The following is a 21,676-nucleotide window of genomic DNA, read 5'->3' on the forward strand; positions in this document are numbered from 1 at the left end:
TGTGCCATTATACCATACCTAGTTTTATGCAAATCCATTTTGCAGCTTGTACATGCGTTCTTCTCTTGCAGTTATTTTCGAGAAAGAAGTATGTGTTCTATAGCTTTTGGATGTTTTGCATGATTGTCTGAGCAGAATCCTACCATATGGCGTAGAAATAGATCAAATGTTCGCATCTTGCTCGTTGCGCCAATTGAACGCGCTAACAGCAGGAATGACGACAGGGAGAGCGGCTAGAGTTTTGGGAAGAACACCTCGGCGGCCATGCGCAGCGACTCGGGCAGCAGCGCGAGCACAAACTGTGATAGATGAATCACATTTGGCGCATACTGCGAGTCGCGCAGCAGGCTGCTCACCTGCTCGCTGGGGATGGCGCTGAGAATGGCTAGGATCACCGTGGCCACGATCGCGCCTTGGGCCACGCCCAGCAGCCCGCCGATCAGGTGGTCGGCCCAGCCCAAGAACAGCACTTCGGCCACCTGGTGCAGCACCGAGGCGATCAGGCTGCTGGCGGTGGTGACGGCCACAAACACCGCCGCGAAGCCTAGGATGTCGGCCACGCGCCCGGTGGGGCCGAAGCCCTCGATCCAGTCGGCCACGCCGCCGCCGTAGCGGCTGGCCAGCACGATACCGACAAGCACGCCCACCACCGACAGCACCTGCCGGATGATCCCCCAGTAGAGGCCCAGGAGGCCCGATATGCCCACCAGGGCGATGATCAGCATGTCGATGATATTCATGTCCGCGCGCTCCCGCCTTGTGCCCGCATGGTTGTTCGATAGATGCCCCAATGCCTTTTAGACGAATGCCCGGCCTATTTCGTTGCATCCGCAAAAGGTATGGGCCAGATAGCAAAAACGGGGCCTGGGAAGGTTCCCAGGCCCCGCGCTGCTCGCTCTGTCGGGTGGCGCTACTCGACGGTGTACTCGCCCTCGACCACGCCATCGTCCTTGGGGGCGCTGCTGCTGCCGCCCGCGCTGCCATCCTGGCTGTAGGCTGCCTGGCCCAGCTGCATGATCGCCTGCTGAAGATCCGCCGAGAGCGACTTCATCTTCATCTCGTCCTCCTGCGAGATAGCCTCGCGCAGGTCTTTGATCAGGCCCTCGATCTTGGCCTTCTGCACGCCGTCGACCTTGTCGCCAAGCTCGCCCAGGGTCTTCTCGGCCTGGTAGGTCGTGCTGTCGGCCTGGTTCTTCAGCTCCACCAGCTCGCGGCGGCGCTTGTCGTCGCTGGCGTGCGACTCGGCGTCGCGCACCATCCGGTCGATCTCATCCTTGTTCAGGTTGGTCGAGGCCGTGATGGTGATGCGCTGCTCCTTGTTGGTGGCGCGGTCCTTGGCGCTCACGTTCAGGATGCCGTTGGCGTCGATGTCGAACGTGACCTCGATCTGGGGCACGCCGCGCGGGGCGGATGGGATGCCCTCCAGCCGGAAGCGGCCCAGCGTCATGTTGTCGGGTGCCATCTCGCGCTCGCCCTGGAGGATGTGGATGTCCACCGCCGTCTGGCCATCCGCCGCCGTCGAGAAGATCTCGCTCTTGCGGGTGGGGATGGTGGTGTTGCGCTCGATCAGCCGCGTCATGATGCCGCCCATGGTCTCCACGCCCAGCGAGAGCGGGGTGACATCCAGCAGCACCACGTCCTTCACCTCGCCGCCCAGCACGCCAGCCTGGATGGCCGCGCCGATCGCCACCACCTCGTCGGGGTTCACCGACTTGTTCGGCTCCTTGCCGGTGATCTTGCGCACCATCTCCTGCACCACGGGCATGCGGGTCGAGCCGCCGACCAGCACCACCTCGTCCAGGCCGCCTGCGGTGATGCCCGCATCGCGCAGCGCCTGCTGGAACGGCCCCTTGAGCCGCTCGGTCAGGTCGTTGGTGAGCTGCTCGAACTTGGCGCGGGTGATGTTCAGCTGCAGGTGCTTGGGGCCGCTGGCGTCGGCCGTGATGAACGGCAGGTTGATCTCGGTCTGGCTCATGCTGGAAAGCTCGATCTTGGCCTTCTCGGCGGCCTCTTTCAGGCGCTGGAGAGCCTGGCGATCCTTGCCCAGGTCGATGCCCTGATCCTTGCGGAACTCGTCGATCAGCCAGTCCACCACGCGCTGGTCGTAGTCGTCGCCGCCCAGGTGGGTGTCGCCGTTGGTGGCCTTCACCTCCACCACGCCATCGCCCACCTCCAGCACCGACACGTCGAAGGTGCCGCCGCCGAGGTCGAAGACCAGGATCTTCTCCTCTTTCTGCTTGTCCAGCCCGTAGGCCAGCGCCGCAGCGGTCGGCTCGTTGATGATGCGCAGCACCTCAAGGCCGGCGATCTTGCCCGCGTCCTTGGTGGCCTGGCGCTGGCTGTCGTTGAAGTAGGCCGGCACGGTGATCACGGCCTGCGTCACCGGCTCGCCCAGGTAGGCTTCGGCGTCGGTCTTCAGCTTCTGCAGCACCATGGCCGAGATCTCCTGCGGGGCGTACTCTTTGCCGGTGTTGGTGGAGTGGATGCGGATGTCGCCGCGCGCGCCCTTCGAGACCTTGAACGGCACCATCTCGCGCTCGGTCGGCACCTCGTCGTAGTTGTGGCCGATGAAGCGCTTGACCGAGTACAGCGTGTTCTCGGGGTTGATGGTGGCCTGGCGCTTGGCCGTCTGCCCAACGAGGCGCTCGCCGGTCTTGGTGAACGCGATCACGGATGGGGTGGTGCGGTTGCCCTCTGCATTGGCTATAACAACAGGGTCGCCGCCTTCCATCACCGCGACAACCGAGTTTGTGGTTCCAAGGTCGATGCCAACAATCTTCGCCATGAGTGTTTCCTCCTCAGTGAATTGCGGCTGCGGGAATTGGCCTCCCGCAAACTCGCGCTGTCCATAGTGTATCCATAATCTGGCGGCATACTATAAGAGGGGTGTTAGATTTCTGTAGGAATTGCGCAGGGCGTGGCAATGGCCCCGGCGGAAGCGCGGGGGCCATGTGCTGCTCGTTGGGGGTGGCTATTTTGCTAGGGCTGAATATCGATAAAGAGCGATGAGATATCAACCGGTGGATCGTATTTTTTCTCCCAGGCCGCACCAGTGGTGCTGGGATCTTCCACAAGCTGGTTGAGCGACTCGCGGGTCTTGATCGCGATGCGCTGGACGCCCTGCCACCTATCGATCTCATCGGCGCGGATGATGACCGCGAAGATCGGCGGGTTCGAGCGCGAGGGCCGCGTGACTTTTAGCGACTCCAGCCAGTTGATGTTGGTTGCGCCCGCAGGCTCGAAATCGACGGTGCTGAGCTCGCCGGTGATGGTCTCGTCGATCGTGCCGAGGATGATGTAGTCGCTGCCCTCTAAATGGAAGAGCACCGTCTCTCCGGGCATGTCGGGGAAGTGCTGCTGGAAGGTGCCGATCGGCAGGTCTTCGCCGCCGCTGCGCTCCAGCTTGGCCTCGAAGCTGCCATCGGGGTTGTGCCACAGCCTGATGTTGGCATTTTCGCCGCTGGGCAGGCGGTGCTGGAAGGTGCCGAGCCGCTGGGGCGTGGTTGGCGGCGTGGCCGCGCTGCTGCCCGCGCAGGCTACCGTCAGAATGAAAAGCGCCACCGCAAAGGCCGCAGCAGGGCCACGATGCCATAATAGATGTTGCCGCATAGATCCCCTTTGTGCCGAGTATTGTCCGCTGCCGTTATGAACGAACGGCAGCGTGCAGATTCTGGCTATCGGCAAGCACCAGCGGGGAAGGCCCGCCGCGCTACTTCACCTCGATGATCAGCGGGGCCAGCTCCACCGCTGGGTCGTACCGCTGCTCCCAGGCGTTGCCAGCGCCGCTGGGGGCGGCTGCGCCCTGCTTGATCGACATGCGGGTTTTGATCGCGATGCGCCGGATGGACTGCCAGTTTGCTAGCTCGTTGGGTTCGATAGAAATGCTAAACAACCGTGGCACCGCATGATACCCCTGTTGGCTCTTGAGCGAATCCTTGTCGGCGGGGTCGGCACCGGCTGGCTCAAATTCGATGATGTGAAATGGGGCTGGGAATGAGCGGTCGATCACGCCGATGATCTTATAGGAGTCATTCGCGACGGTATGGACAAGGATCGTTTTTGCTGGCATGTTGGGAAACTGATGCTCAAGCGTGCCGATGTGTCGGTTATTGTCGCTCGACAGTTCGGCTTTCACCTCGCCGTTTGGGTACTCCCACAGGCTGATCCTGATGTCTTGATTATTGGGTTGGAAGTGCGTGATCATCCCCATCGAGGTGCGCAGCGGGGTGGGCGTGAGCGCAGGTGGCATCACGGTGATGCCGGGCACACCCGCGCACCCTGCCGTGGTGGTGAGGAATGCCGAAACGCCGAGCAGGGCCGCGAATGTGCGCCGTGAGATCTGCCGCATAGGTTCTCCCGAATAGCGATAGTACTTGTAGAGAAGAACGTCGGCGCAGCGCTGCTTTCTGCTTCGATACCCTGCTTTCGGTACTACATTCCTATAAGTACCATTGGAATGCATATGATAGAATGTGGCTAGCACTGGTCGCAAAGGTTACTCATTGGTTAAAATGTGAGGAGCGCCACTATGGCCCGCAATCGTTTGGCGAATTGGGGCATCTTGCTCTCCTGTGTTGGCATGATTGCCTCGGCAGTTCCAACCCAGGTTGCGCAGGCTGCAAGTGCCATCTACTATGTAGATAATGCCCTCGACAGCGATCTTTCTGATAATCCAAGCGCATGCAACGATAGCGATGCAGCAAATAAGAACTGTACGCTGCGTCAGGCCTTGGAGAGAGCCCAGAACGATGGTGCTGACAGTACCATTGAGTTTATTATTCCACCCGATACCACTGATCCTGATTTTGGCTACAGCAGCGCAAGCGGCGGCTTCTGGACGATCAGCCCACAAGGTGCGCCGCTGCCTGATATCAATACGCCTAATACAACGATTACTGGCAAGAATAACATTATTGCCCAGCCTGGAATTGTGATTGATGGTACAGACGTATCGAGTACCAGCGCGATTGGGCTCAATATCACATCTTCTGGGAATACTATCGATAAGCTAGTCATCATTAACTTTACCAGTAGTGATAGCACAAAGGGTGTTGGTATCTTGATTAGTGGGGCGGGGGCTACTAATAACACGGTCAAAGGGTCATATATTGGCAGCAAACCCCTCTCATCGACTGCATACCCCAACTCTGCGGCAGGTATCCGTATTTCGAGCGCAAATAGCAACTTTATTGGCGCGACGGGCAATGATGGGCGAAATTATATTAGCGGCAATGGTAGCAATGGCATATCGCTGGTGAATTCAAACCAGAATACACTGATTAATAACTATATTGGTGTATCGCTTGGCGCATCGGCTTCGCTTGAGCCGGTGAAGAACAATGGATTCGGCATCCAGCTTGAGAATAGCGCGCAGAACGCTATTGGTAATCTTACCAGCGGCGGCATCAACGTGATCTCCGCAAACGGGCTTTCCGGCATCCAGCTCACAGGCACGCAGACCTACAGCAATACCCTTTCTGGGAACTACATCGGCACCAATGAGAATGGCGTGCCTGCCACTGGCCTAGGCAACCTTGGCGATGGCATTCGCCTTACGGCTGGCGCACGCCAGAACACGATTAGGGGCACCGCTTCAGCTCGCACGGTAATAGCCTCAAACCAGGGCTATGGCGTTCTGCTGACCGATAATGGCACCACTGGCAACAAGATCATCGGCTCCTACATCGGTATCTCGCTCAGCGGCTCGGCCAGCGCGCCGAATGCTCAGGGCGGCATCCGCGTGCAAGATAATGCCAGCAACACCGTGATCGGCACCGCCACCACGGGCGAGGGCAATGTCATCAGCGGCAACACTAAGTATGGCATCTCGATCTCGCGCACGGTCTCGACCTATAAGAACACCGATGGAACAACCGTCCAGGGCAATAAGATCGGGCTGAATGCCGCCGAGAGCGCGGCGCTGGCCAACACGCTTGGCGGTATCTATGTTGATGCGGGCGTGAAAAATACCCTGATCGGTGGCTCTACCACTGGCCAGGGCAATGTCATCGCAGGCAACGGTGGCGCAGGCGTGCTGCTCAGCGGCTCGCAGGTGCTGACCGCCACCCTCCAGGGCAACATCATTGGCCTGGGCAAGGCAACCAGCGGCGCGAACCAGGGCAAGTATGCGGTGAAGATCGCCAACAGCGGCGATGGCGTGCAGATCAATAATGCGGTGGGCACGGTGGTGGGCGGCAGCACGGCAGCGGCGGGCAATACCATCGCGGGCAACGGCAAAAATGGCATCCGCATCAGCGGTACGGGCACCACCACCACCACGCTGCGCTACAACACTTTGGGCACCACCAAGCCGAGCACGGACTACCTTTCGGGCCTGGGCAACACTGAAAATGGCGTGCTGATCGATGCCTCGTCTGGCCCAGTCGAGATCCGCAATAGCGCCATCTACTCTAACACCCTGAGCGGCGTGCGCGTGACGGGCACGCCACAGCGTGTGTTCATCCAGGACAACAGCTTTACCGGCAATGGCCAGGGCAAGACGGGCGACGATGCAAAGGCGATCGCGCTAGAGAGCACGACTGTAGGCGGCAGCGAGGTCGCGACCAAGCCCAACCACGATATCGACCCGCCCTACAACATGGCGCTCAACGAGAAGCGGCTGGTGACGGGCCGCGTGCGAATCGACAAGCTCAGCCCCTCGGCGTGTATCACCTGCACGCTCCAATTCTTCGCCGCCAACCCTAGCACGCTCGATGGCGAGGGCCGCGATGCGATCGCCACGGTTGGCCCGGTAGCGATTGATACCAGCGGCTACTTCACCACCACGCTGGCCACCCTGCCCGCGCAGCTAGCCGTGACCGCCACCGACTACCGAGGCAACACCTCGGAGTTCAGCGTTCTGACCGTGAGTCCGGCGGTTGATATCGAGGTGATCGGGGCCAGCAGCCTGCTGGCCGGGCCTTCCGAGCCAGTCACCTACACGCTGCGGGTGACGAATGTGGGCACGCTCGACCTGACCGACCTGCAGCTAGTGGCCAAGTCGGACAAGGGCTGGGAGCCAGTGCTGAACCCCGAGGCGCTCTCGCTGAAGGGCACCGGCCAGAACGGCGGCGTGGGCGAGTCGAAGCCGGTGACGCTGACGATGACCCTGCCGGAGGGCACCGACCCGCGCGTGCGCATCCCCACCACCGACACGACCTATATCACCGTGACCTCGGCGCTCATCCCCGATGCCACCGACAGCACCAGCGTCTCGACCGAGGTGACGAGCAAGTTCGTGCTGAAGGTGACACCGCGCTCGACGACGGGCAGCGGGGTGACGCTGAACCCGCCGCCAGCCAAGCCGACCACGGTGCCCTATAACATCACGCTGCTGAACACCGGCAACCTGACGGGCACCGTGACGATTGTGGCGACGACATCCACCATCGACGGGAACTTCGCCGAGTGGGAGACGACGCTCACCACCGACACCGTCACGCTGACGCCGGGCATCGCCAAGACGCCTGCGGTGAATGTGTCCATCCCCTACGAGGCGGCGGCGGGCACCCAGGCGAAAACCACGATCGTGATCTCCTCGCCGCTGCTGCTGGAGCCGGTCACCATCACCACCACCACCACGGTGGCCCAGGATCAGCGCGCCACCATCGGCTACGACGACTCGGGCGAGGGCAAGGCGGGCCAGATCACGACCTTCACCCACGAGGTGCAGAACATCGGCAACACGGCGGCCACCTTCAAGCTGGATGCTGGGTCGAGCATTGGCAGCACGGTGGCGTTCCGCTCGCTCACCCCAGGCATCACGATCGCCGCCGATGGCACCTTCACGCTGGACACCACCAACAATCGCATCCTGCGCTTCGCAGCCGATGTCACGGTCAGCTCGCAGGCCTACCGTGGCGACAAGGATATTGTCAGCATCACGCTGTATGATGAGAGCAATAGCAGCATCGGCGGCGTGCAGGACACCATCACCGTAACGCAGAGCGCGGTGGTGCCGCGTATGTATCTACCGTTTGTCGTGCGCTAGGTTCGCCATCCTAGCCTGCCAGCCTAAGCCACCCCGCAACGCTTAGGCTGGCAGGCTTTCTTATCATCAAGCGATTGTCTGCTTCCACACCTCGTGAGGAGGAACGCCGTGCCCCACGCAATACGCCGCGCGCTGATGCTCGCGCTTGCCGCCCTTGTCTGCCTCTCGCCCCTGCTGAGCGTGCGCCCCACCTTTGCGGCCAGCTGCAGCGCGGGCGTTACTATCTGTGTCACCAATGCCAATGACTCGGGCGCAGGCTCGCTGCGTGCCGCGATCGATGCGGCCAATGCCAGCAGCGGCGGCGACGTGATCGGCTTTGGCCTGAACGCGGGTGAGACGTGGACGCTTAATCTAGCCTCACCACTTCCCGCCTTGACTGGGGGAAACCTCACGATCGACGCCCTGAGCGCCAGCAACACGCCGCAGGTAGCGCTCAACGGTGCAAACATCAGCTGGGGGCCTGGCACGGTCGGCGATGGCTTTACGATCTCATCGGCTGGCAACACCATACGTGGCCTGGCGCTCTATGGCTTTCGGGGATTGAAATATGTGGGCGGCTACGGCGCGGGTATCGTGATCACCAGCGCGGCGGCCAGCGGGAATGTGGTCGAGTATTCGTATATCGGCACCAACTTGGCTGGCACGGGGAAGGGTAATTCCAGCCCCAACAACCAGTCGGGCGGTATCGTGATCATCCGTGGGGCGAGCAACAATATTATCCGCAATAATGTGATTGCGGGCAACAATTCCTACGGCATCTTTGTGTCCGCCGACACGTCTACTTCTAATAATGATGTGCGCGGCAATCTGATCCGCGACAACAAGATCGGCGTGGATGTCAGCGGCAATACCGCGCTTGCCAATGCCTCAGCGGGCGTCTATATCGGGGATACATCCTTTGATACGATCATTGGCCCTGGCAATATCATCAGCGGCAATGGGACGGACACCACTACCGATGTCGATGTTAATAACGGCTTTGGCGTGGTGGTCGATAAGAACAACGGCACTGGCAGCGGCGAGATCATTCGCGGCAACCGGATCGGCATCGGCGCCAATGGCTCCTCCATCCCCAACAAGGTCGGCGGCGTGAAGCTGACCCACTCGGTAGGGGTGACGATTGGCGGCACCAACGCGCCCGATAGCTCGAATGATGACCGCGGCAATATCATTGCGGGCAACAACTTGAGCAACGTGGTGGTGACAAACCAGGCGGCTGGTGCGATGGTTGCCACTAGCACCACGATCAAGAACAACTATATTGGCCTGAAGAGCGCGACGGCAGCGAGCGATACCTCGAACACGGGCATCCGCATCCAGCGCGCGGTCAGCGGCATCACGATCGATGGCAACACCATCAGCGCGCACGCGCTGAGCGCGATCGAGCTTGATGGCACGCTTGAGTCGGTGGTGCCCACCGGGGTCACGATCGCGAACAACAAGATCGGCACCAACGCCGCAGGCACCGCCGACGTGACCGGCAGCACCTCGCAGGGCATCTACGCCCACGATGGCGTGACCGGCATCACGATCGATAGCAACCTGATCTCTGGCAATGGCGGCGACGGCATTCGGCTGAATAATATCAGCGGCGCGGCGATCCGCAACAACACCATCGGCGGGCTGCTGGGCGGCAACTCCTCGGTGGGCAACGGGGCGGCGGGCATCGACCTGCTGGGCACTAGCAAGAACAACATCATCGGGCCGGGCAACACGATCGTGGCCCACACCAGCGCCAGCACGGGCGACGGCGTGGTGATCAGCTCGGGCACCAGCGCCAACACGGTGAAGGGCAACACCATCACCGGCAACACGCGCGGCATCCGCATCGACGGCAGCGCCAGCAACCTGATCGGCGCGCTGGGCACGGCGGGCAAGGCCAACGCCACCGACGGCAATATCATCCGCAACAACACCGTGGGCGTGCTGGTGAACGGCGCGGCGGCCACTGCGAACCGCGTCAACCGCACCACCACCAGCAACAACGTCTCCAGCGGCACCCACGCTGGCATTAGCCTGACCAGCGGCGGCAACGCCGGGGTCGCCACACCGAGCGTGGCCAGCGCGGCGCTGGCGGGCGGCACGCTGACCGTGACCGGCCTGAACACCAACGGCGCAAACTGCGGCAGCGGCTGTCTGATCGAGGTTTTTCACGCGGTCACGGCCGAGCCGAACGAGGGTAAGTTCTTCCTCAGCTCGTTTACCGCCAGCGGCGGCGGCAACTACACCATCTCGGGCGTGACAAGCTGCATGCCCAACCTGACCTTCACCACCACCGATCAGGCTGGCAACACCTCGCAGTTCTCCACACCGATCACGGCCACCGGCTGCACCCAGACCAGCGAGCCGAGCAATGGCGCGATGCCCGACCTGTTCAATGAGACCCCGCCGAGCACCACGGTCTCGACCAATATCGCCAACAGCGACATCGATGTATCGTTCACGGCGCAGCTGCAGAATGTTGGCGGCGCGGATGGCGCGTTCAACATGAGCGTGACGACCGATGCCGCGACCTACATCACCAACCTGACGGTCTCCCCCAACCCCTCGCCCTCGCTGACGGCTGGCGGCTCGGCCACCACCATCACGTTTGGCGCGCGGGTGAAGCAGGGCACGCCTGCGGGCACCTACCACCTGACGCTCACCGCCACCCAGCAGGGCGGCAGCGGCGCGGACAGCGTGGAGGTGGCGATTGTGGTGCCGCTGGCCCCGGCGCTGGCCCTGAGCGCCGCCAGCACCACCCCGCAGCCCGGCGGCCCGAACGACGAGGTCTGCTTTACCCACGTGCTGACCAACAACGGCAACGGCACCGACTCGTTCACCATCACGATCACGCCGCCTACCGGCTGGGCCTCGCGGGTGCAGAGCGGCTCGCCGGTGACGGTGCCTAAGGGCGCGACCTCGAATGTGGTGGTGTGCGTGACCGTGCCGAACGGCCAGGCTGGCGGAACCTACCCCTTCACTGTCACCGCCCAGTCGGTCACGAACCCCAAGCCCAGCGCGCAGCGCACCGACACCGTGCAGGTGCAGGATGCCGCCGTGCCGCAGATCAGCGCCGCCGCCGCGCAGAGCGCAGACCCCGGCGACGATGTGACCTTCAGCCACACGCTGAGCAATGTGGGCAATATCGACGACACCTTTACGCTGAGCGTGGCCCTGCCCACCGGCTGGACTATGGTCACGCCGCCCACCTCGCCTATCGGCCCGGTGACCAAGGGCGGCGGCTCGGTGAACTTTAGCTACACCGTGCACGTGCCCAGCGGCGCGCTGGCCAAGGCCTACCAGCTGGTGATCACCGCCGAGGCGGTGAACTATGGCACCGGCCCCAAGACCCAGACCGACACCGTGAATGTGAACCAGGTGGCCAGCCTGTCGCTGACCCCGGCGTCGCAGACCGCGCCCGACGAGTCGCCCAACACGGTCGTTACCTACACGCTCACGCTGAAGAACAATGGCAACTTCCGCGATACCATCACTTTGACCGCCGACGCATCGCAGGCGGCCAGCGGCTGGACCGTGGCGCTGATACCCGAGAGCGTTGCGCTGGACCCAGGCGCAAGCCAGACCATCCAGGTCGAGCTGCACATCCCGCCAGGCCAGGCCGCCTCGGTGAGCAATCTGACCACGGTGCGCGCCACCTCGTCCATCCCCAGCGAGCACCAGGAGGCCACCATCACCACCGGCATCAAGGCGGTGCCCGGCGTGCTGATCGAGCCGCATGCCCAGGTGAAGTCGGCCAGCGCTGGCAGCCTGATCACCTTCGACTTCACGGTGATGAACAGCGGCAGCGTGGACCAGACCATCAGCGCGGCGCTGGGCACCGTGACCAACCCGGTGGGGGCCACGGTGATCTTTACCGGCACCACCACGCCGCAGCTGCTGACGCCTGGGCAGACTATTGCGGTGAAGCTGACCGTGCAGGTGCCTGACGACGCGCCAGACAACACCGATATCGTCGCGCAGATCCTGGCCTCGTCGGACAACACCAACTCCACCGGCCAGGGCGCGAGCGACGAGGCCACCGCCACTGTGCGCATCGGCCCGCCCTACGCGGTGATCATCGACCCCGACCGTGCGGGCGCGGCGCTGCCGGGCGAGATCATCCAGTACACGCACTACGTCACCAACACAGGCCGCATGGAGGACTCGATCACGCTGCAGGCGCAGTCCAACCTGGGCTGGATCACGTCGGTGTCGCCTGCCAGTGTGCGCCTTGCCGCCTTCGCATCCACGGCGGTGACGGTGACGGTGCAGGTGCCGGGCACCGCCAACGCGGGTGCGATCGACACCACCTATATCACCGCACGCTCGGTGGGCGACCCGACCGCCTTCGACCGCGCCACGGCCACCACCACGGTGCTGCAGCAGGCCGGGGTGAACATCTCGCCGAACCGCACCGCGCGCACCCAGCCGGGCAAGCTCTACTTCCTGCACACGCTCTCGAATATTGGCAACGGCGTCGATACCTACACGATCACCACCACCCAGGATCTGGACTGGGCGGTGACGGTGAACTACACCGAGCCGCGCGGTGGCCTGCCGCGCGGCAGCAGCCAACTGGTGCAGATCGTGGTGACCGTGCCCGATGATGTGGGCGACCAGGTGCGCAACCGCATTGTGGTGCGAGCGACCTCGAAGTACGACCCCACGGTCTACTCCGAGGCGACCGATATTATCGTGCCGGATGCGATCGTCTCTGGGCTGACCTACAGTACCTATCTGCCGATGGTGCAAAAGTGATGAAAATCCTGATTTTACACGGGCCGAATCTGAACATGCTGGGTCGTCGCGAGCCTGCCATCTATGGCGTGACCACGCTGGCCCAGATCGACGAGGCGCTGCGCGAGCGCGCCGAGGCGGCGGGCGCGCAGCTGCTGTGCTTTCAGTCCAACCACGAGGGTGCGCTGATCGACTTTCTGCAGGCCGAGGGCTGGGATGCCGACGGGATCGTGATCAACCCCGGCGCGCTGACCCACTATGGCCTCTCGCTGCGCGATGCGCTGGCCAGCCTGGATGCCAAGATCGTGGAGGTGCATCTCTCCAACGTCTACAAGCGCGAGGAGTTTCGCCACCACTCGGTGGTCGCGCCGGTGGCCAGCGGCCAGATCGCCGGGCTGGGCTGGCGCGGCTATCTGCTGGCGCTCGACTGGCTGCTGGAGCAGTAGCGCCGCCAGGTGTGGCAAGGGCCGGGGAGGGTTGCTCCTCCTCGGCCCTTTTGCGTGCGCTGCGGTATAGTCGGCCCGTTGGCCGCCATAGGGTGGCAGGGTCGACCTGAGCCGGTGCTTCTATCGACGATGTGGGTTCCTCGTGGCTAGTGAGTGTGTGCCCTGCGCGGGCGGCGTCCGGGGGCCAGCACCCGGAACCCCCGCCAGGGGCATCGCCCCTCACATGGTGTCACTTTTGGAGTGGTTCTGCGTCGGCCCGACCGTCGGCAATGCTTGAAGTGTTGCCCGATCAGGTCGACCGGTTGCGGCTTCGATGAAGGTGATCCTTTTGTTTGGTGGGTGGATGCCCTGCGCGGGCGGCTCCGAGGGGCCAGCCCCTCGGAACCCCGCCAGAGGGCATCGCCCCCTTGGAACCCCCAATTTATAGCATTCCTATGCCGAAATCCGGCGGCTGATGTGCGTGCATATGGCCAGTTTGCACGAGTAGCACCTTCGCCGCATGGGCCGGGCGGATGCGATTCCCGATCTCGCGTGCCGTGCCTGGCTTGGCACGCTTGATGGTACGCTTTACTGCATCCCGATGCCCTGCCCACAAACGTGATACCTGCTGAGGGCATCGCCCTTGGAACCCCAATTTGAGGCGTTCCGATGCTGTTTTCCTGGCGGCTGGTGTTCGTGCATATGGCCAGTTTGCACGAGTAGCATCTTCGCCGCATGGGCCGGGTGAATGAGATTTTTGATCTTACGTACCGTGCATGCCCCGGCACCCCGGATCGCCCCGTCTGCCGCATCCGAAAGACCGGCACACAGAGGAACCGCCATCGTGGATGGCACACCAGCGCTGCTACGGCCATCTTTTGTCAGATACCCGCAGGCGCGCCTGCGCGGTGAACCCTCGGCCCTTTTGCGTGCGCTGCGGTATAATCGGCCCGTTGGCCGCCATAGGGCGGCAGAGCGAAAGGATGAACCAATGGCCTCATTTCAGCAGCAGATAGATGAGATCACCGCCGTGCACGCGGCCCTGGCCACGCTGGCCCCGACCGTGGATGCGATCGCCGCGCTGGTGCGCGACACCGTGCTGGGCGGCGGCGTGCTCTACACCGCAGGCAACGGCGGCAGCTCCACCGACGCCCAGCACCTGGCCGAGGAGCTGCTGGCGCGCTACCGCAGCAACCGCCGCGCCCTTCCGGCCATAGCGCTCACCGCCGACTCGTCGGTGCTCACATGTATCGGCAACGACTTTGGCTACGAGGCGCTGTTCTCGCGCCAGATCGAGGGCCTGGTGCGCCCCGGCGATGTGGTGCTGGTGTTCACCACCAGCGGCAACTCGCCCAACATGGTGGCCGCGCTGAAGGCCGCCCGCGAGAAGGGCGGCAAGACCGTGGCGCTGCTGGGCAAGACCGGCGGCGCATGCAAGGGCCTGGCCGACCTAGAGCTGATCGTGCCGAGCGACAACACCGCGCGTATCCAAGAGTGCCACCTGCAGGTGCTGCACTACATATGCGAGGTGGTGGAGGAGGCGCTGGTCTAGCGCCGCGCCCACTGGGCCAGATCGGCCTGGAGCCGCTGGGTGGCCAGGGCTAGCTCCTGCTCGCTGGTGTCGAACTCGGTGTTGGTGGCCAGCCGCCACAGCCAGTCGCGCAGCGCGCCCAGCTGGCGACCAAACAGCCGCGTGGCCAGCTGGTAGATCAGCCAGCCGCCGATGGCGCAGCCCAGCGCCTGCCAGATGTTCAGCTCGAAGGTGTTCAGCATGGCGATCAGCGTGGCCAGCATGCTCCAGATCTTCAGCCCCCACTCGATCGGCGTGCCCAGGTAGGGGATGGCGATCAGCGCGCCGAAGATCAGCGGCGCGCTGCCCACCCCCACCACCCGCAGCGTCATCACCAGCTGGCCCTGAACCCCGAAGACCACATGCGCCACCGCCCACAGCGTGGCCGCCCATAGCGCCTGGCCCAGCGAGAACACCACGGCGAAGAACCCTAGGCTGTAGATGAAGCGGCGCGGCGTCAGGCGGTTTACAAACAAGATCATGCTCTGGCCGATCATCATGGAGATGCCCGCCAGCAGCGCGATGGTGATGCCGACCTCGTTGGCCCATGGCGCGCTGACCGCCAGGCTGATCTGGTCGACCTGAAGCCCCAGCGTCGCCCCGAGCGCGGCCCACAGCGCGGCGAGGAATGATCCGATCTGCCCTAGCATATGGCCCCCTGCTCTTTCTCGCGCGTCGCCCCGGCCCGCACGATGATCCGGTCTACCAGCTCGCCGATCACATCGGCGCTATGGGCTGCGTGGGTCTGCCCGTCTGGCAGCGTCACCGTGGGGCTGAAGTAGTCGCCGTGGCCCATGTGGCGCATCGGCCCCACGCGGATGACCGTGCGCTTGCCCTGGGCCATAGCCTGATTCCACGCCGACCTGGGGAAGATCGGCCAGCAGCCGGGGTAGAGCCGCAGCCCCAGGTACTGGGTGTGGTCGCGCGAGCCGGAGAGGTGGTAGATGTGCTCGATATCCACCACGCTGGCGTCGCTGGTGAGCACCCCGCCCACCGAGATCACCCACACCGGCGCGCCGATCAGGCGGCGCAGCGCGGCACCGCCGCCCACGGCCACCTGCCCGCCGCCGCTCAGGCCCACCAGGATGATCGGTGCGCGCGTGCGCATCTGGTAGCCCTGGCGCAGCAGCTGCAGCACGATCGAGCGGGCGATGCCAAAGTTGAACACCGGCCCGTAGCGCGGGTCGGCGGAGACCGCCACCTGCAGCACATTGCGGATGCCGATGATCCGCCAAAGCTCGCGGGTGGCGGGGCGGCGCATGGCCTGCGTGACCCAGCGCCAGAACGCCGTGGTGGCGCGCTTCTCGGTAAGGCCCACGCCAGCAGGCGAGTAGGGGAACACATCGTCAATAATTGCGGCACCTGGCTGGCGCTGGGCCAGCAGGGTGAGGAAATTGCGCTCTTTTGGGGTCAGGCCGCCCGCGCCCGTGCTGCCCACGCCGCTGAGGTAGACGATGTAGCAGCTTGGCTCGGGGCCGGGCCTCGGCTGGGTGGGCGGCGGCAGCCCCATCGGCTTGGGCCAGCGCTTGCTCCAGCCTGCCCACCAGCCCAGCGACTCGAAGGGGGCGATCACAGCGGCCACCAGCCCGAGCAGCAGCGCGATGGCGATCAGATAGGCGATGATGGTGAAGATCCAGCTCAATGCGGGTGTCCTTTGTATGTGTTGGTTGTGCGCCCCGCATGATACTTGCATGCGTAGAATTGTGGAAATATCTATCGCAAAGATCGCGCCAGCGTGCGCGGCGGCGCAGGGCAAAAAAGAGGGCGGCGCGGGTCGCCCCACGCCGCCTCGCCTCGCGCTAGCGCTACTCGCCCGGCTGGATGTCGCGCAGCATCACGTAGTGCGGCCCGGCCTCGGGCAGCGGGAACTCCTCGCCCTGGGCCACAAAGCCCAGCGACTGGTAGAAGGGCATAGCGCCGACCCGGGCGTTGCACCAGATCTGCTCGCCGCCCCTGCTGGCCACATGGCGGATGCCCGCCCGCACCAGGGCCGCGCCGTAGCCCATGCGCCGCACCTCGGGCAGGGTGGCCATGCCGCGCAGCTGCCAGGTGCCCGCGCCGCCGTGCAGCGGGCAGGGCGCGGGCGAGAGCGACACGATGCCCACCAGCGTGCCCTGGTGGAATGCGCCAAAGTGCACGCCCTCGGGGTCGCTGTCGCAGGGGTAGACCAGCTCCTCGGCCCTGCGCAGCGGGCGCAGCACCTGCTGGCGCAGCGGGCGGGCCTCGGCGGGGGAGATCGGGCGGATGTCGTGGGTCATGGTGTATCCCTTCGCAAAAAACAAGCCCCGCAGGTGCGTGTGCATCCGTGCGGGGCGAGGCGTGCCGTGTGGCGTGCTAGCGCACCGTCATCGGCATGACGATGTGCACGTAGCCCTCCTGGCCGACCGGCTTGAACACGCCGGGGCTCTGCGGGGTCTGGGTCTCCAGCGCGATCTGGGGTGTCTTGATCGTGTTGAGCGCGTCGGCCAGGAACTTCACGTTCAGCGCGATCTGGCCGCCCTCGCCGCTCATGATGCCGTCGAGCGCGCTCTGGTTGTCGCCAACCTCGGCGGCGTTGGCGCTGATGGTCAGCTTGCCAGGGCCGTCGCTGCCCGCGTCCATGGTCAGCTTCACGATATTGGCCGACGAGGTGGCGAAGTAGGAGGCCAGCTTCACCGCCTTGGCCAGATCCTGGGTTTCCAGCACGGTGCGGGTGGCGTGGTTGGCCGGGATGATCCGCTCGAAGTCAGGGAACTTGCCCTCGATCAGGCGCGAGACCAGGTCGGTGGACTCGGTGTGGAAGAGGATCTGGCCGCCGGTGGGCGTCACCGTCACATCGACCGTGCCCTCGACATCGCCGATGATCCGGGCCAGCTCGCTGAGCGCGCGGGCGGGGATGATCACATCCATCGGCTCGCGCACCGGCTCGGCTAGCTGCAGGGTCTTCACGGCCAGGCGGAAGCCGTCGGCGGCGGCGAAGATCGCCACGTTGCCCTTCAGGCGCAGCAGCACGCCGGTGAGCACCGGGCGGGTGTCGTCGGTGGCGGCGGCCACGGCCACCTGCTCGATGGCCTCGCGCAGGGCGGCTGGCTCGAAGCTGACGGTGGGCTGGCGGTCGGCGATCGTGGGGATGACGGGGAACTCGTCGGCCTCGATGCCCTTGATATTGCCCTCGAAGCGGGCGCAGCGCACGTTCAGGGCCTGGGTGCGGGCATCCAGGCTGATGCTGATCTTGTCGTTGGGCAGGCCGCCCACCACATCCGAGAGCAGCTTGGCGGGCACGGTGACCGCGCCCTCGTCCTCCACCTTCGCGCCGATCCAGCAGGTGATGCCGATCTCAAGGTTCGTGGCCGCGAGCTTGAGCCTGCCCTCGTCGGTGGCGAGCAGAATATTGGAAAGCACCGGCAGCGTGCTCTTACCGGCTACCGCGTGGCCGACAATCGCCAGCCCGCGCTTGAGGTTTTCTTGGAGGCACGAGAGCTTCATGCGACGTCCCTTCTCACTGCGAAGCATTGTCTGAACATACCACCATGGTCTATGGGGGCGATCGATTATAGCATGTTCGCGGTCGCGCTGCAACGCTTCAGAATGAGCTGTAACGAGCATTTGTCATTTTCTGGGGCTAGGGCCGGATGCGCCGCAGCATGGCCGAGAGCCGGTCGTAGTCGTCCTTCAGCAGCGAGGCTAGCTCGCGCCCGGCGCGCACTAGGTAGGGCCGGTCGCCCCCGCTGCGCACGCGGGCGCGGGCGGCGGCGCGGATGCTGGCGGCCAGCAGCTCGTCGCTGGGCACCTGGTAGGCGAACAGCACCGTGCGGAAGAAGTCGAGCTGCTCGGTGAACTCGGCCAGCTCGGATTCATCGCACGGGTAGACCGAGTAGTGCACCGGCGGGGGCTGGGGCGGCAGGTACTGGAAGCGGTGGCCGTACTCGACGAAGCCGATGGTGATGGCCGAGAACTCGGTCTGCAGCACCTCCTCTAGGTCGGGGTGCTCGCGGTAGATCTCGGCGTCGTAGATCGTGCGGCCCGTGTAGCTGCGCCCGCGCACGCTGGCCCGCCCGCCCGGCTCCTTGCTGCCGGTGCGGATCTCGTACACCAAGCCGTAGACGGCGGCGTCGCGCTCGCGGGCCTGGGCGCGCACCAGCGACCCGAAGGGCGGGGCCTCGAGCAGCGCGTATGCGCCAGCGGTGAAGCTGGTGGTAGAAGACTCGATGATCTCGCCGATGCGCTCAGGGGTCATAGCTTCCTATCATCTCGCGTTAAACTGCGGCTCGGATTCAGCCTGTGCGCTAACTATACTGTTAGCGCATGTTCGCGTCAACCGTTTTGCACTATACTAGAGCCAGCCGACATCGCAGCCTCGCTGGGCCAGCGCGGGGCGCGGCGGCAGGTATACTATAGGGTGTCCTACGGCCGCCAGCGCGCGGCACGCCGACCGTCGACAAAGCGTACTATACTGGCATCAGGCGGGCCTTCAGCGGCCCAGCGCTTTGCCACCGAGAGGAGCGTCCTATGCCCACCATCCAGCAGGCGATCGATGCTATTGTCGAGTCGTTCGAGGTTGAACCGCCTGAGCACACCTGCGATACGGTCAAGATAGGCGACCCGCGTCAGCCGCTGCGCGGCATTGTGACCACCTTCCTGGCCTCGCGCAAGGTGATCCAGCAGGCCGCCGACCTGGGCGCGAACCTGATCATCACTCACGAGCCGACCTTCTACAACCATATGGACAAGACCGACTGGCTGGCCAGCGACCCGGTCTACACGGCCAAGCGCGACCTGCTGCGCCGTACCCAGGCCGTGGTCTGGCGCTGCCACGACCAGTGGCACGCTCGCGAGCCAGATGGCATTATCACCGGCGTGCTGCGCGAGCTGGGCTGGCACACCTACGCCCACCCCGAGCGCCCCTACCGCTGCGCCATCCCGCCCACCACGCTGGGCGCGCTGGCCGCCCACCTGAAAGAGCGTCTGGGCGCGCCCATGCTGCGCGTGATCGGATCGGACGCGCAGGTGTGCCAGAACGTGGGCCTGCTGGTGGGCGCGGCGGGCGGCGAGTGGCAGATCCGCGCCATGCACGTCGAGAACCTGGACACCCTGGTGGCGGGCGAGATCAACGAGTGGGAGATCAGCGAGTACATCCGCGACGCCCGCGACATGGGCCTGACCAAGGCGCTGGTGATCGTGGGCCACTTCAACAGCGAGGATGCGGGCATGCGCTACCTGGCCGAGCACGTGCGCACCGTGCTGCCGGGCGTGCCGGTCACGCACATCCCCACGGGCGACCCGTTCCGCTTCATCTAGGTGCTGGCCAGCACGCGGTTGGCCGCCACGATCACCTGCGTGGTTACCTCGTCGGGGTCGGGCGCCTCGCCATCGACCCAGAAGCGCACCTCGGCGCTCACCTTCTGGTCGGCCACAGCGGTGCACACTACGCTGGGCGACGGGCTCTGTTCCACCCCTGGGATGCGGCGCACCTCTTCCAGCAGCTGGGCGCGCAGCTGGTTGAGGTTGTCGGCGAAGGGCAGCTGGATGGGCACCGCCAGCCGCCGCTTGGGGTAGCGGCTCAGGTTGTAGACGGTGGCCAGGTAGACATCGGCGTTGGGGATGAGCACATCGTCGCCGCCCGCCGTGCGCAGCCGCGTGGTGCGCAGCTCTAGCTCGGTCACCGTGCCCTCGTGCGCGCCCACCTTGATGCTATCGCCGATCTCGAAGGGGCGGCTGAGCAGCAGCAGCACGCCCGATACGAACTGCTTGATGATGTCCTGTAGCGCGAAGCCCACCATCAGGCCCACCACGCCCAGGCTGGCGATCGCGCTGAACACCACCTGCCCCAGCCCCAGCACATTGAGCACCGCCATCACGCCCAGCAGCACGCAGCCAAAGTTGATGGTGCTGGCGATCATGCTCACCGCGCTGCTGCGCATCCCGCGCACCTTGCCCAGCCCCCGGAAGGCCAGCCCGCTGGCCCAGCGCGCCATGAACAGCGCCACCAGCATCAGCACGATGGCGATTGCGGCGCGGGGGATGAAGGCCAGTGCGCTGTCGAGGAACGGGTCGAACTGGCGGATCAGATCCTGTATCATCATCATAGGGTGAAGCTCTCGCTATGCTTTTGCTCGCCCGTATGATAGCATAGTGCTCTGCGTGAAATCTCTTCGTGCCGTGCGCGCTGGCGGCGCTGCCATCGCCCACCATCAGCGGCTCGGGCGCGCCATGGCGTGCCGTCGAGCGGGAGCGTGTGCCCCATGAACCGTGTGTACTTTGTTCGCCACGGCGAGAACCCGGCGAACCTCAACAAGCAGCTTTCGCACCGCCTGATCGACTACTCGCTCACGCCCAAGGGCGTGCTGCAGGCCCAGCAGACGGCGGCCTACTTTGCCGATAAGGGTATCGACGCGATCTACACCTCGCCGCTCAAGCGCGCCCGCGAGACCGCCGAGATCATCGGCGCGGCGGTGGGGCTGCCGGCGGTGGAGATCGAGGAGTTTCGCGAGATCAACGTGGGCGATCTGGAGGCAGAGCAGCCGCTCCAGGAGCACTGGGACACCTACTTCCGCATTGTGCGCGACTGGGTGGAGCGCCGCCCCACCAGCGCCTTCCCCGGCGGCGAGAACCACCACCAGCTGGTGGCGCGCGTGCGGCGCGGCCTAGCGCAGGCCCTAGCTGGCCGCGATGGCCAGAATGTGGTGGTGGTGGCCCACGGCGGGCTGTTCTTCTCATCGATCGGCGACCTCGCGCCCGATGCCGACCTGGCCGCGATCTTCCGAGCAGGCAACCAGAACTGCTCGGTGAGCGAGCTGCTGTTCGAGCAGGGCGAGCGCGGGCTGCGCGCCACCCTGGTGGCCTGGGCCTCGTGCGGGCACCTCAGCGGCGAGGCCGCCGAGTTCGTGCTGCCCATGCCCGACAGCCACGCCCGCACCGCGCGCGGCGAGTCTTAGGCTGGTGCCGCGCCGGTAGGCAGTGTGGCGTATGGTTGTTTGAGCTATTTTTGTACAC

Annotated in this window: 16 protein-coding genes; 6 read left to right on the forward strand and 10 right to left on the reverse strand. The window is 64.5% G+C overall.

The window, feature by feature from the left end:
- Positions 1 to 233: 233 nt before the first annotated feature.
- From F8S13_04640 to F8S13_04655, 4 genes are all read right to left on the reverse strand, one after another.
- Positions 234 to 740 carry a CvpA family protein gene (locus F8S13_04640; GenBank protein KAB8145120.1) on the reverse strand — a complete coding sequence of 169 codons (507 nt, stop codon included), beginning with the start codon at positions 738 to 740 and terminating at the stop codon, positions 234 to 236.
- Between the two features lie 170 nt (positions 741 to 910).
- Positions 911 to 2,785 (reverse strand): molecular chaperone DnaK, encoded by a 1,875-nt coding sequence (gene dnaK / locus F8S13_04645; protein ID KAB8145121.1) that lies wholly within the window; start codon positions 2,783 to 2,785, stop codon positions 911 to 913.
- Between the two features lie 194 nt (positions 2,786 to 2,979).
- Complete coding sequence (locus F8S13_04650) at positions 2,980 to 3,609, reverse strand: hypothetical protein (GenBank protein KAB8145122.1); 630 nt, start codon at positions 3,607 to 3,609, stop codon at positions 2,980 to 2,982.
- 100 nt (positions 3,610 to 3,709) lie between these two features.
- Positions 3,710 to 4,267 (reverse strand): hypothetical protein, encoded by a 558-nt coding sequence (locus F8S13_04655; GenBank protein KAB8145123.1) that lies wholly within the window; start codon positions 4,265 to 4,267, stop codon positions 3,710 to 3,712.
- A 987-nt stretch (positions 4,268 to 5,254) separates the two neighbouring features.
- Here F8S13_04655 and F8S13_04660 point away from each other — a divergent pair.
- From F8S13_04660 to F8S13_04675, 4 genes are all read left to right on the forward strand, one after another.
- Positions 5,255 to 7,990, forward strand: coding sequence for a hypothetical protein (locus F8S13_04660; GenBank protein KAB8145124.1), 2,736 nt, complete (start codon positions 5,255 to 5,257; stop codon positions 7,988 to 7,990).
- 108 nt (positions 7,991 to 8,098) lie between these two features.
- Positions 8,099 to 12,730, forward strand: a complete 4,632-nt coding sequence (locus F8S13_04665) for a hypothetical protein (protein ID KAB8145125.1) — start codon at positions 8,099 to 8,101, stop codon at positions 12,728 to 12,730.
- Positions 12,730 to 13,155, forward strand: coding sequence for a type II 3-dehydroquinate dehydratase (gene aroQ / locus F8S13_04670; GenBank protein ID KAB8145126.1), 426 nt, complete (start codon positions 12,730 to 12,732; stop codon positions 13,153 to 13,155). The genes F8S13_04665 and aroQ overlap by 1 nt, the downstream gene beginning before the upstream one ends.
- A 970-nt stretch (positions 13,156 to 14,125) precedes the next feature.
- On the forward strand, positions 14,126 to 14,686 hold the full coding sequence (locus tag F8S13_04675; GenBank protein KAB8145127.1) for an SIS domain-containing protein: 561 nt from the start codon (positions 14,126 to 14,128) through the stop codon (positions 14,684 to 14,686).
- Here F8S13_04675 and F8S13_04680 read toward each other — a convergent pair.
- The 5 genes from F8S13_04680 to F8S13_04700 all read right to left on the reverse strand — a co-directional run bounded on the left by F8S13_04680 (position 14,683) and on the right by F8S13_04700 (position 18,920).
- A complete protein-coding gene (locus F8S13_04680; GenBank protein ID KAB8145128.1) occupies positions 14,683 to 15,354 on the reverse strand; it encodes a hypothetical protein in 672 nt (223 codons plus the stop codon). The genes F8S13_04675 and F8S13_04680 overlap by 4 nt on opposite strands.
- Positions 15,348 to 16,346, reverse strand: coding sequence for a hypothetical protein (locus tag F8S13_04685; protein KAB8145129.1), 999 nt, complete (start codon positions 16,344 to 16,346; stop codon positions 15,348 to 15,350). Before F8S13_04685 ends, F8S13_04680 begins: the two co-directional genes overlap by 7 nt.
- Before the next feature lie 163 nt (positions 16,347 to 16,509).
- Positions 16,510 to 16,962 (reverse strand): GNAT family N-acetyltransferase, encoded by a 453-nt coding sequence (locus F8S13_04690; GenBank protein KAB8145130.1) that lies wholly within the window; start codon positions 16,960 to 16,962, stop codon positions 16,510 to 16,512.
- A 76-nt stretch (positions 16,963 to 17,038) separates the two neighbouring features.
- Positions 17,039 to 18,169 carry a DNA polymerase III subunit beta gene (gene dnaN / locus F8S13_04695; GenBank protein ID KAB8145131.1) on the reverse strand — a complete coding sequence of 377 codons (1,131 nt, stop codon included), beginning with the start codon at positions 18,167 to 18,169 and terminating at the stop codon, positions 17,039 to 17,041.
- Positions 18,170 to 18,305: 136 nt separating this feature from the next.
- Complete coding sequence (locus F8S13_04700; protein KAB8145132.1) at positions 18,306 to 18,920, reverse strand: hypothetical protein; 615 nt, start codon at positions 18,918 to 18,920, stop codon at positions 18,306 to 18,308.
- A gap of 272 nt (positions 18,921 to 19,192) precedes the next feature.
- Between F8S13_04700 and F8S13_04705 the strand changes: the two genes are divergently transcribed.
- On the forward strand, positions 19,193 to 19,981 hold the full coding sequence (locus tag F8S13_04705; GenBank protein ID KAB8145133.1) for an NGG1-interacting factor 3: 789 nt from the start codon (positions 19,193 to 19,195) through the stop codon (positions 19,979 to 19,981).
- Here F8S13_04705 and F8S13_04710 read toward each other — a convergent pair.
- Positions 19,978 to 20,769, reverse strand: coding sequence for a mechanosensitive ion channel (locus F8S13_04710; protein ID KAB8145134.1), 792 nt, complete (start codon positions 20,767 to 20,769; stop codon positions 19,978 to 19,980). The two genes, F8S13_04705 and F8S13_04710, sit on opposite strands and share 4 nt — an antisense overlap.
- A 156-nt stretch (positions 20,770 to 20,925) precedes the next feature.
- Between F8S13_04710 and F8S13_04715 the strand changes: the two genes are divergently transcribed.
- Positions 20,926 to 21,618, forward strand: a complete 693-nt coding sequence (locus F8S13_04715; GenBank protein ID KAB8145135.1) for a histidine phosphatase family protein — start codon at positions 20,926 to 20,928, stop codon at positions 21,616 to 21,618.
- Positions 21,619 to 21,676: the final 58 nt, after the last annotated feature.

Source organism: Chloroflexia bacterium SDU3-3, from assembly GCA_009268125.1.
Classification (GTDB): Bacteria; Chloroflexota; Chloroflexia; order Chloroflexales; family Roseiflexaceae; genus SDU3-3.

Excerpts from the sequence above, each read along its gene's own strand:
- dnaN (KAB8145131.1), bottom strand. The coding sequence starts at position 18,169 with ATGAAGCTCTCGTGCCTCCAAGAAAACCTCAAGCGCGGGCTGGCGATT.
- F8S13_04700 (KAB8145132.1), bottom strand. The coding sequence starts at position 18,920 with ATGACCCCTGAGCGCATCGGCGAGATCATCGAGTCTTCTACCACCAGC.
- F8S13_04675 (KAB8145127.1), top strand. The coding sequence starts at position 14,126 with ATGGCCTCATTTCAGCAGCAGATAGATGAGATCACCGCCGTGCACGCG.
- F8S13_04640 (KAB8145120.1), bottom strand. The coding sequence starts at position 740 with ATGAATATCATCGACATGCTGATCATCGCCCTGGTGGGCATATCGGGC.
- F8S13_04705 (KAB8145133.1), top strand. The coding sequence starts at position 19,193 with ATGCCCACCATCCAGCAGGCGATCGATGCTATTGTCGAGTCGTTCGAG.
- F8S13_04715 (KAB8145135.1), top strand. The coding sequence starts at position 20,926 with ATGAACCGTGTGTACTTTGTTCGCCACGGCGAGAACCCGGCGAACCTC.
- F8S13_04680 (KAB8145128.1), bottom strand. The coding sequence starts at position 15,354 with ATGCTAGGGCAGATCGGATCATTCCTCGCCGCGCTGTGGGCCGCGCTC.
- F8S13_04710 (KAB8145134.1), bottom strand. The coding sequence starts at position 20,769 with ATGATGATGATACAGGATCTGATCCGCCAGTTCGACCCGTTCCTCGAC.
- aroQ (KAB8145126.1), top strand. The coding sequence starts at position 12,730 with ATGAAAATCCTGATTTTACACGGGCCGAATCTGAACATGCTGGGTCGT.
- F8S13_04690 (KAB8145130.1), bottom strand. The coding sequence starts at position 16,962 with ATGACCCACGACATCCGCCCGATCTCCCCCGCCGAGGCCCGCCCGCTG.
- F8S13_04650 (KAB8145122.1), bottom strand. The coding sequence starts at position 3,609 with ATGCGGCAACATCTATTATGGCATCGTGGCCCTGCTGCGGCCTTTGCG.
- dnaK (KAB8145121.1), bottom strand. The coding sequence starts at position 2,785 with ATGGCGAAGATTGTTGGCATCGACCTTGGAACCACAAACTCGGTTGTC.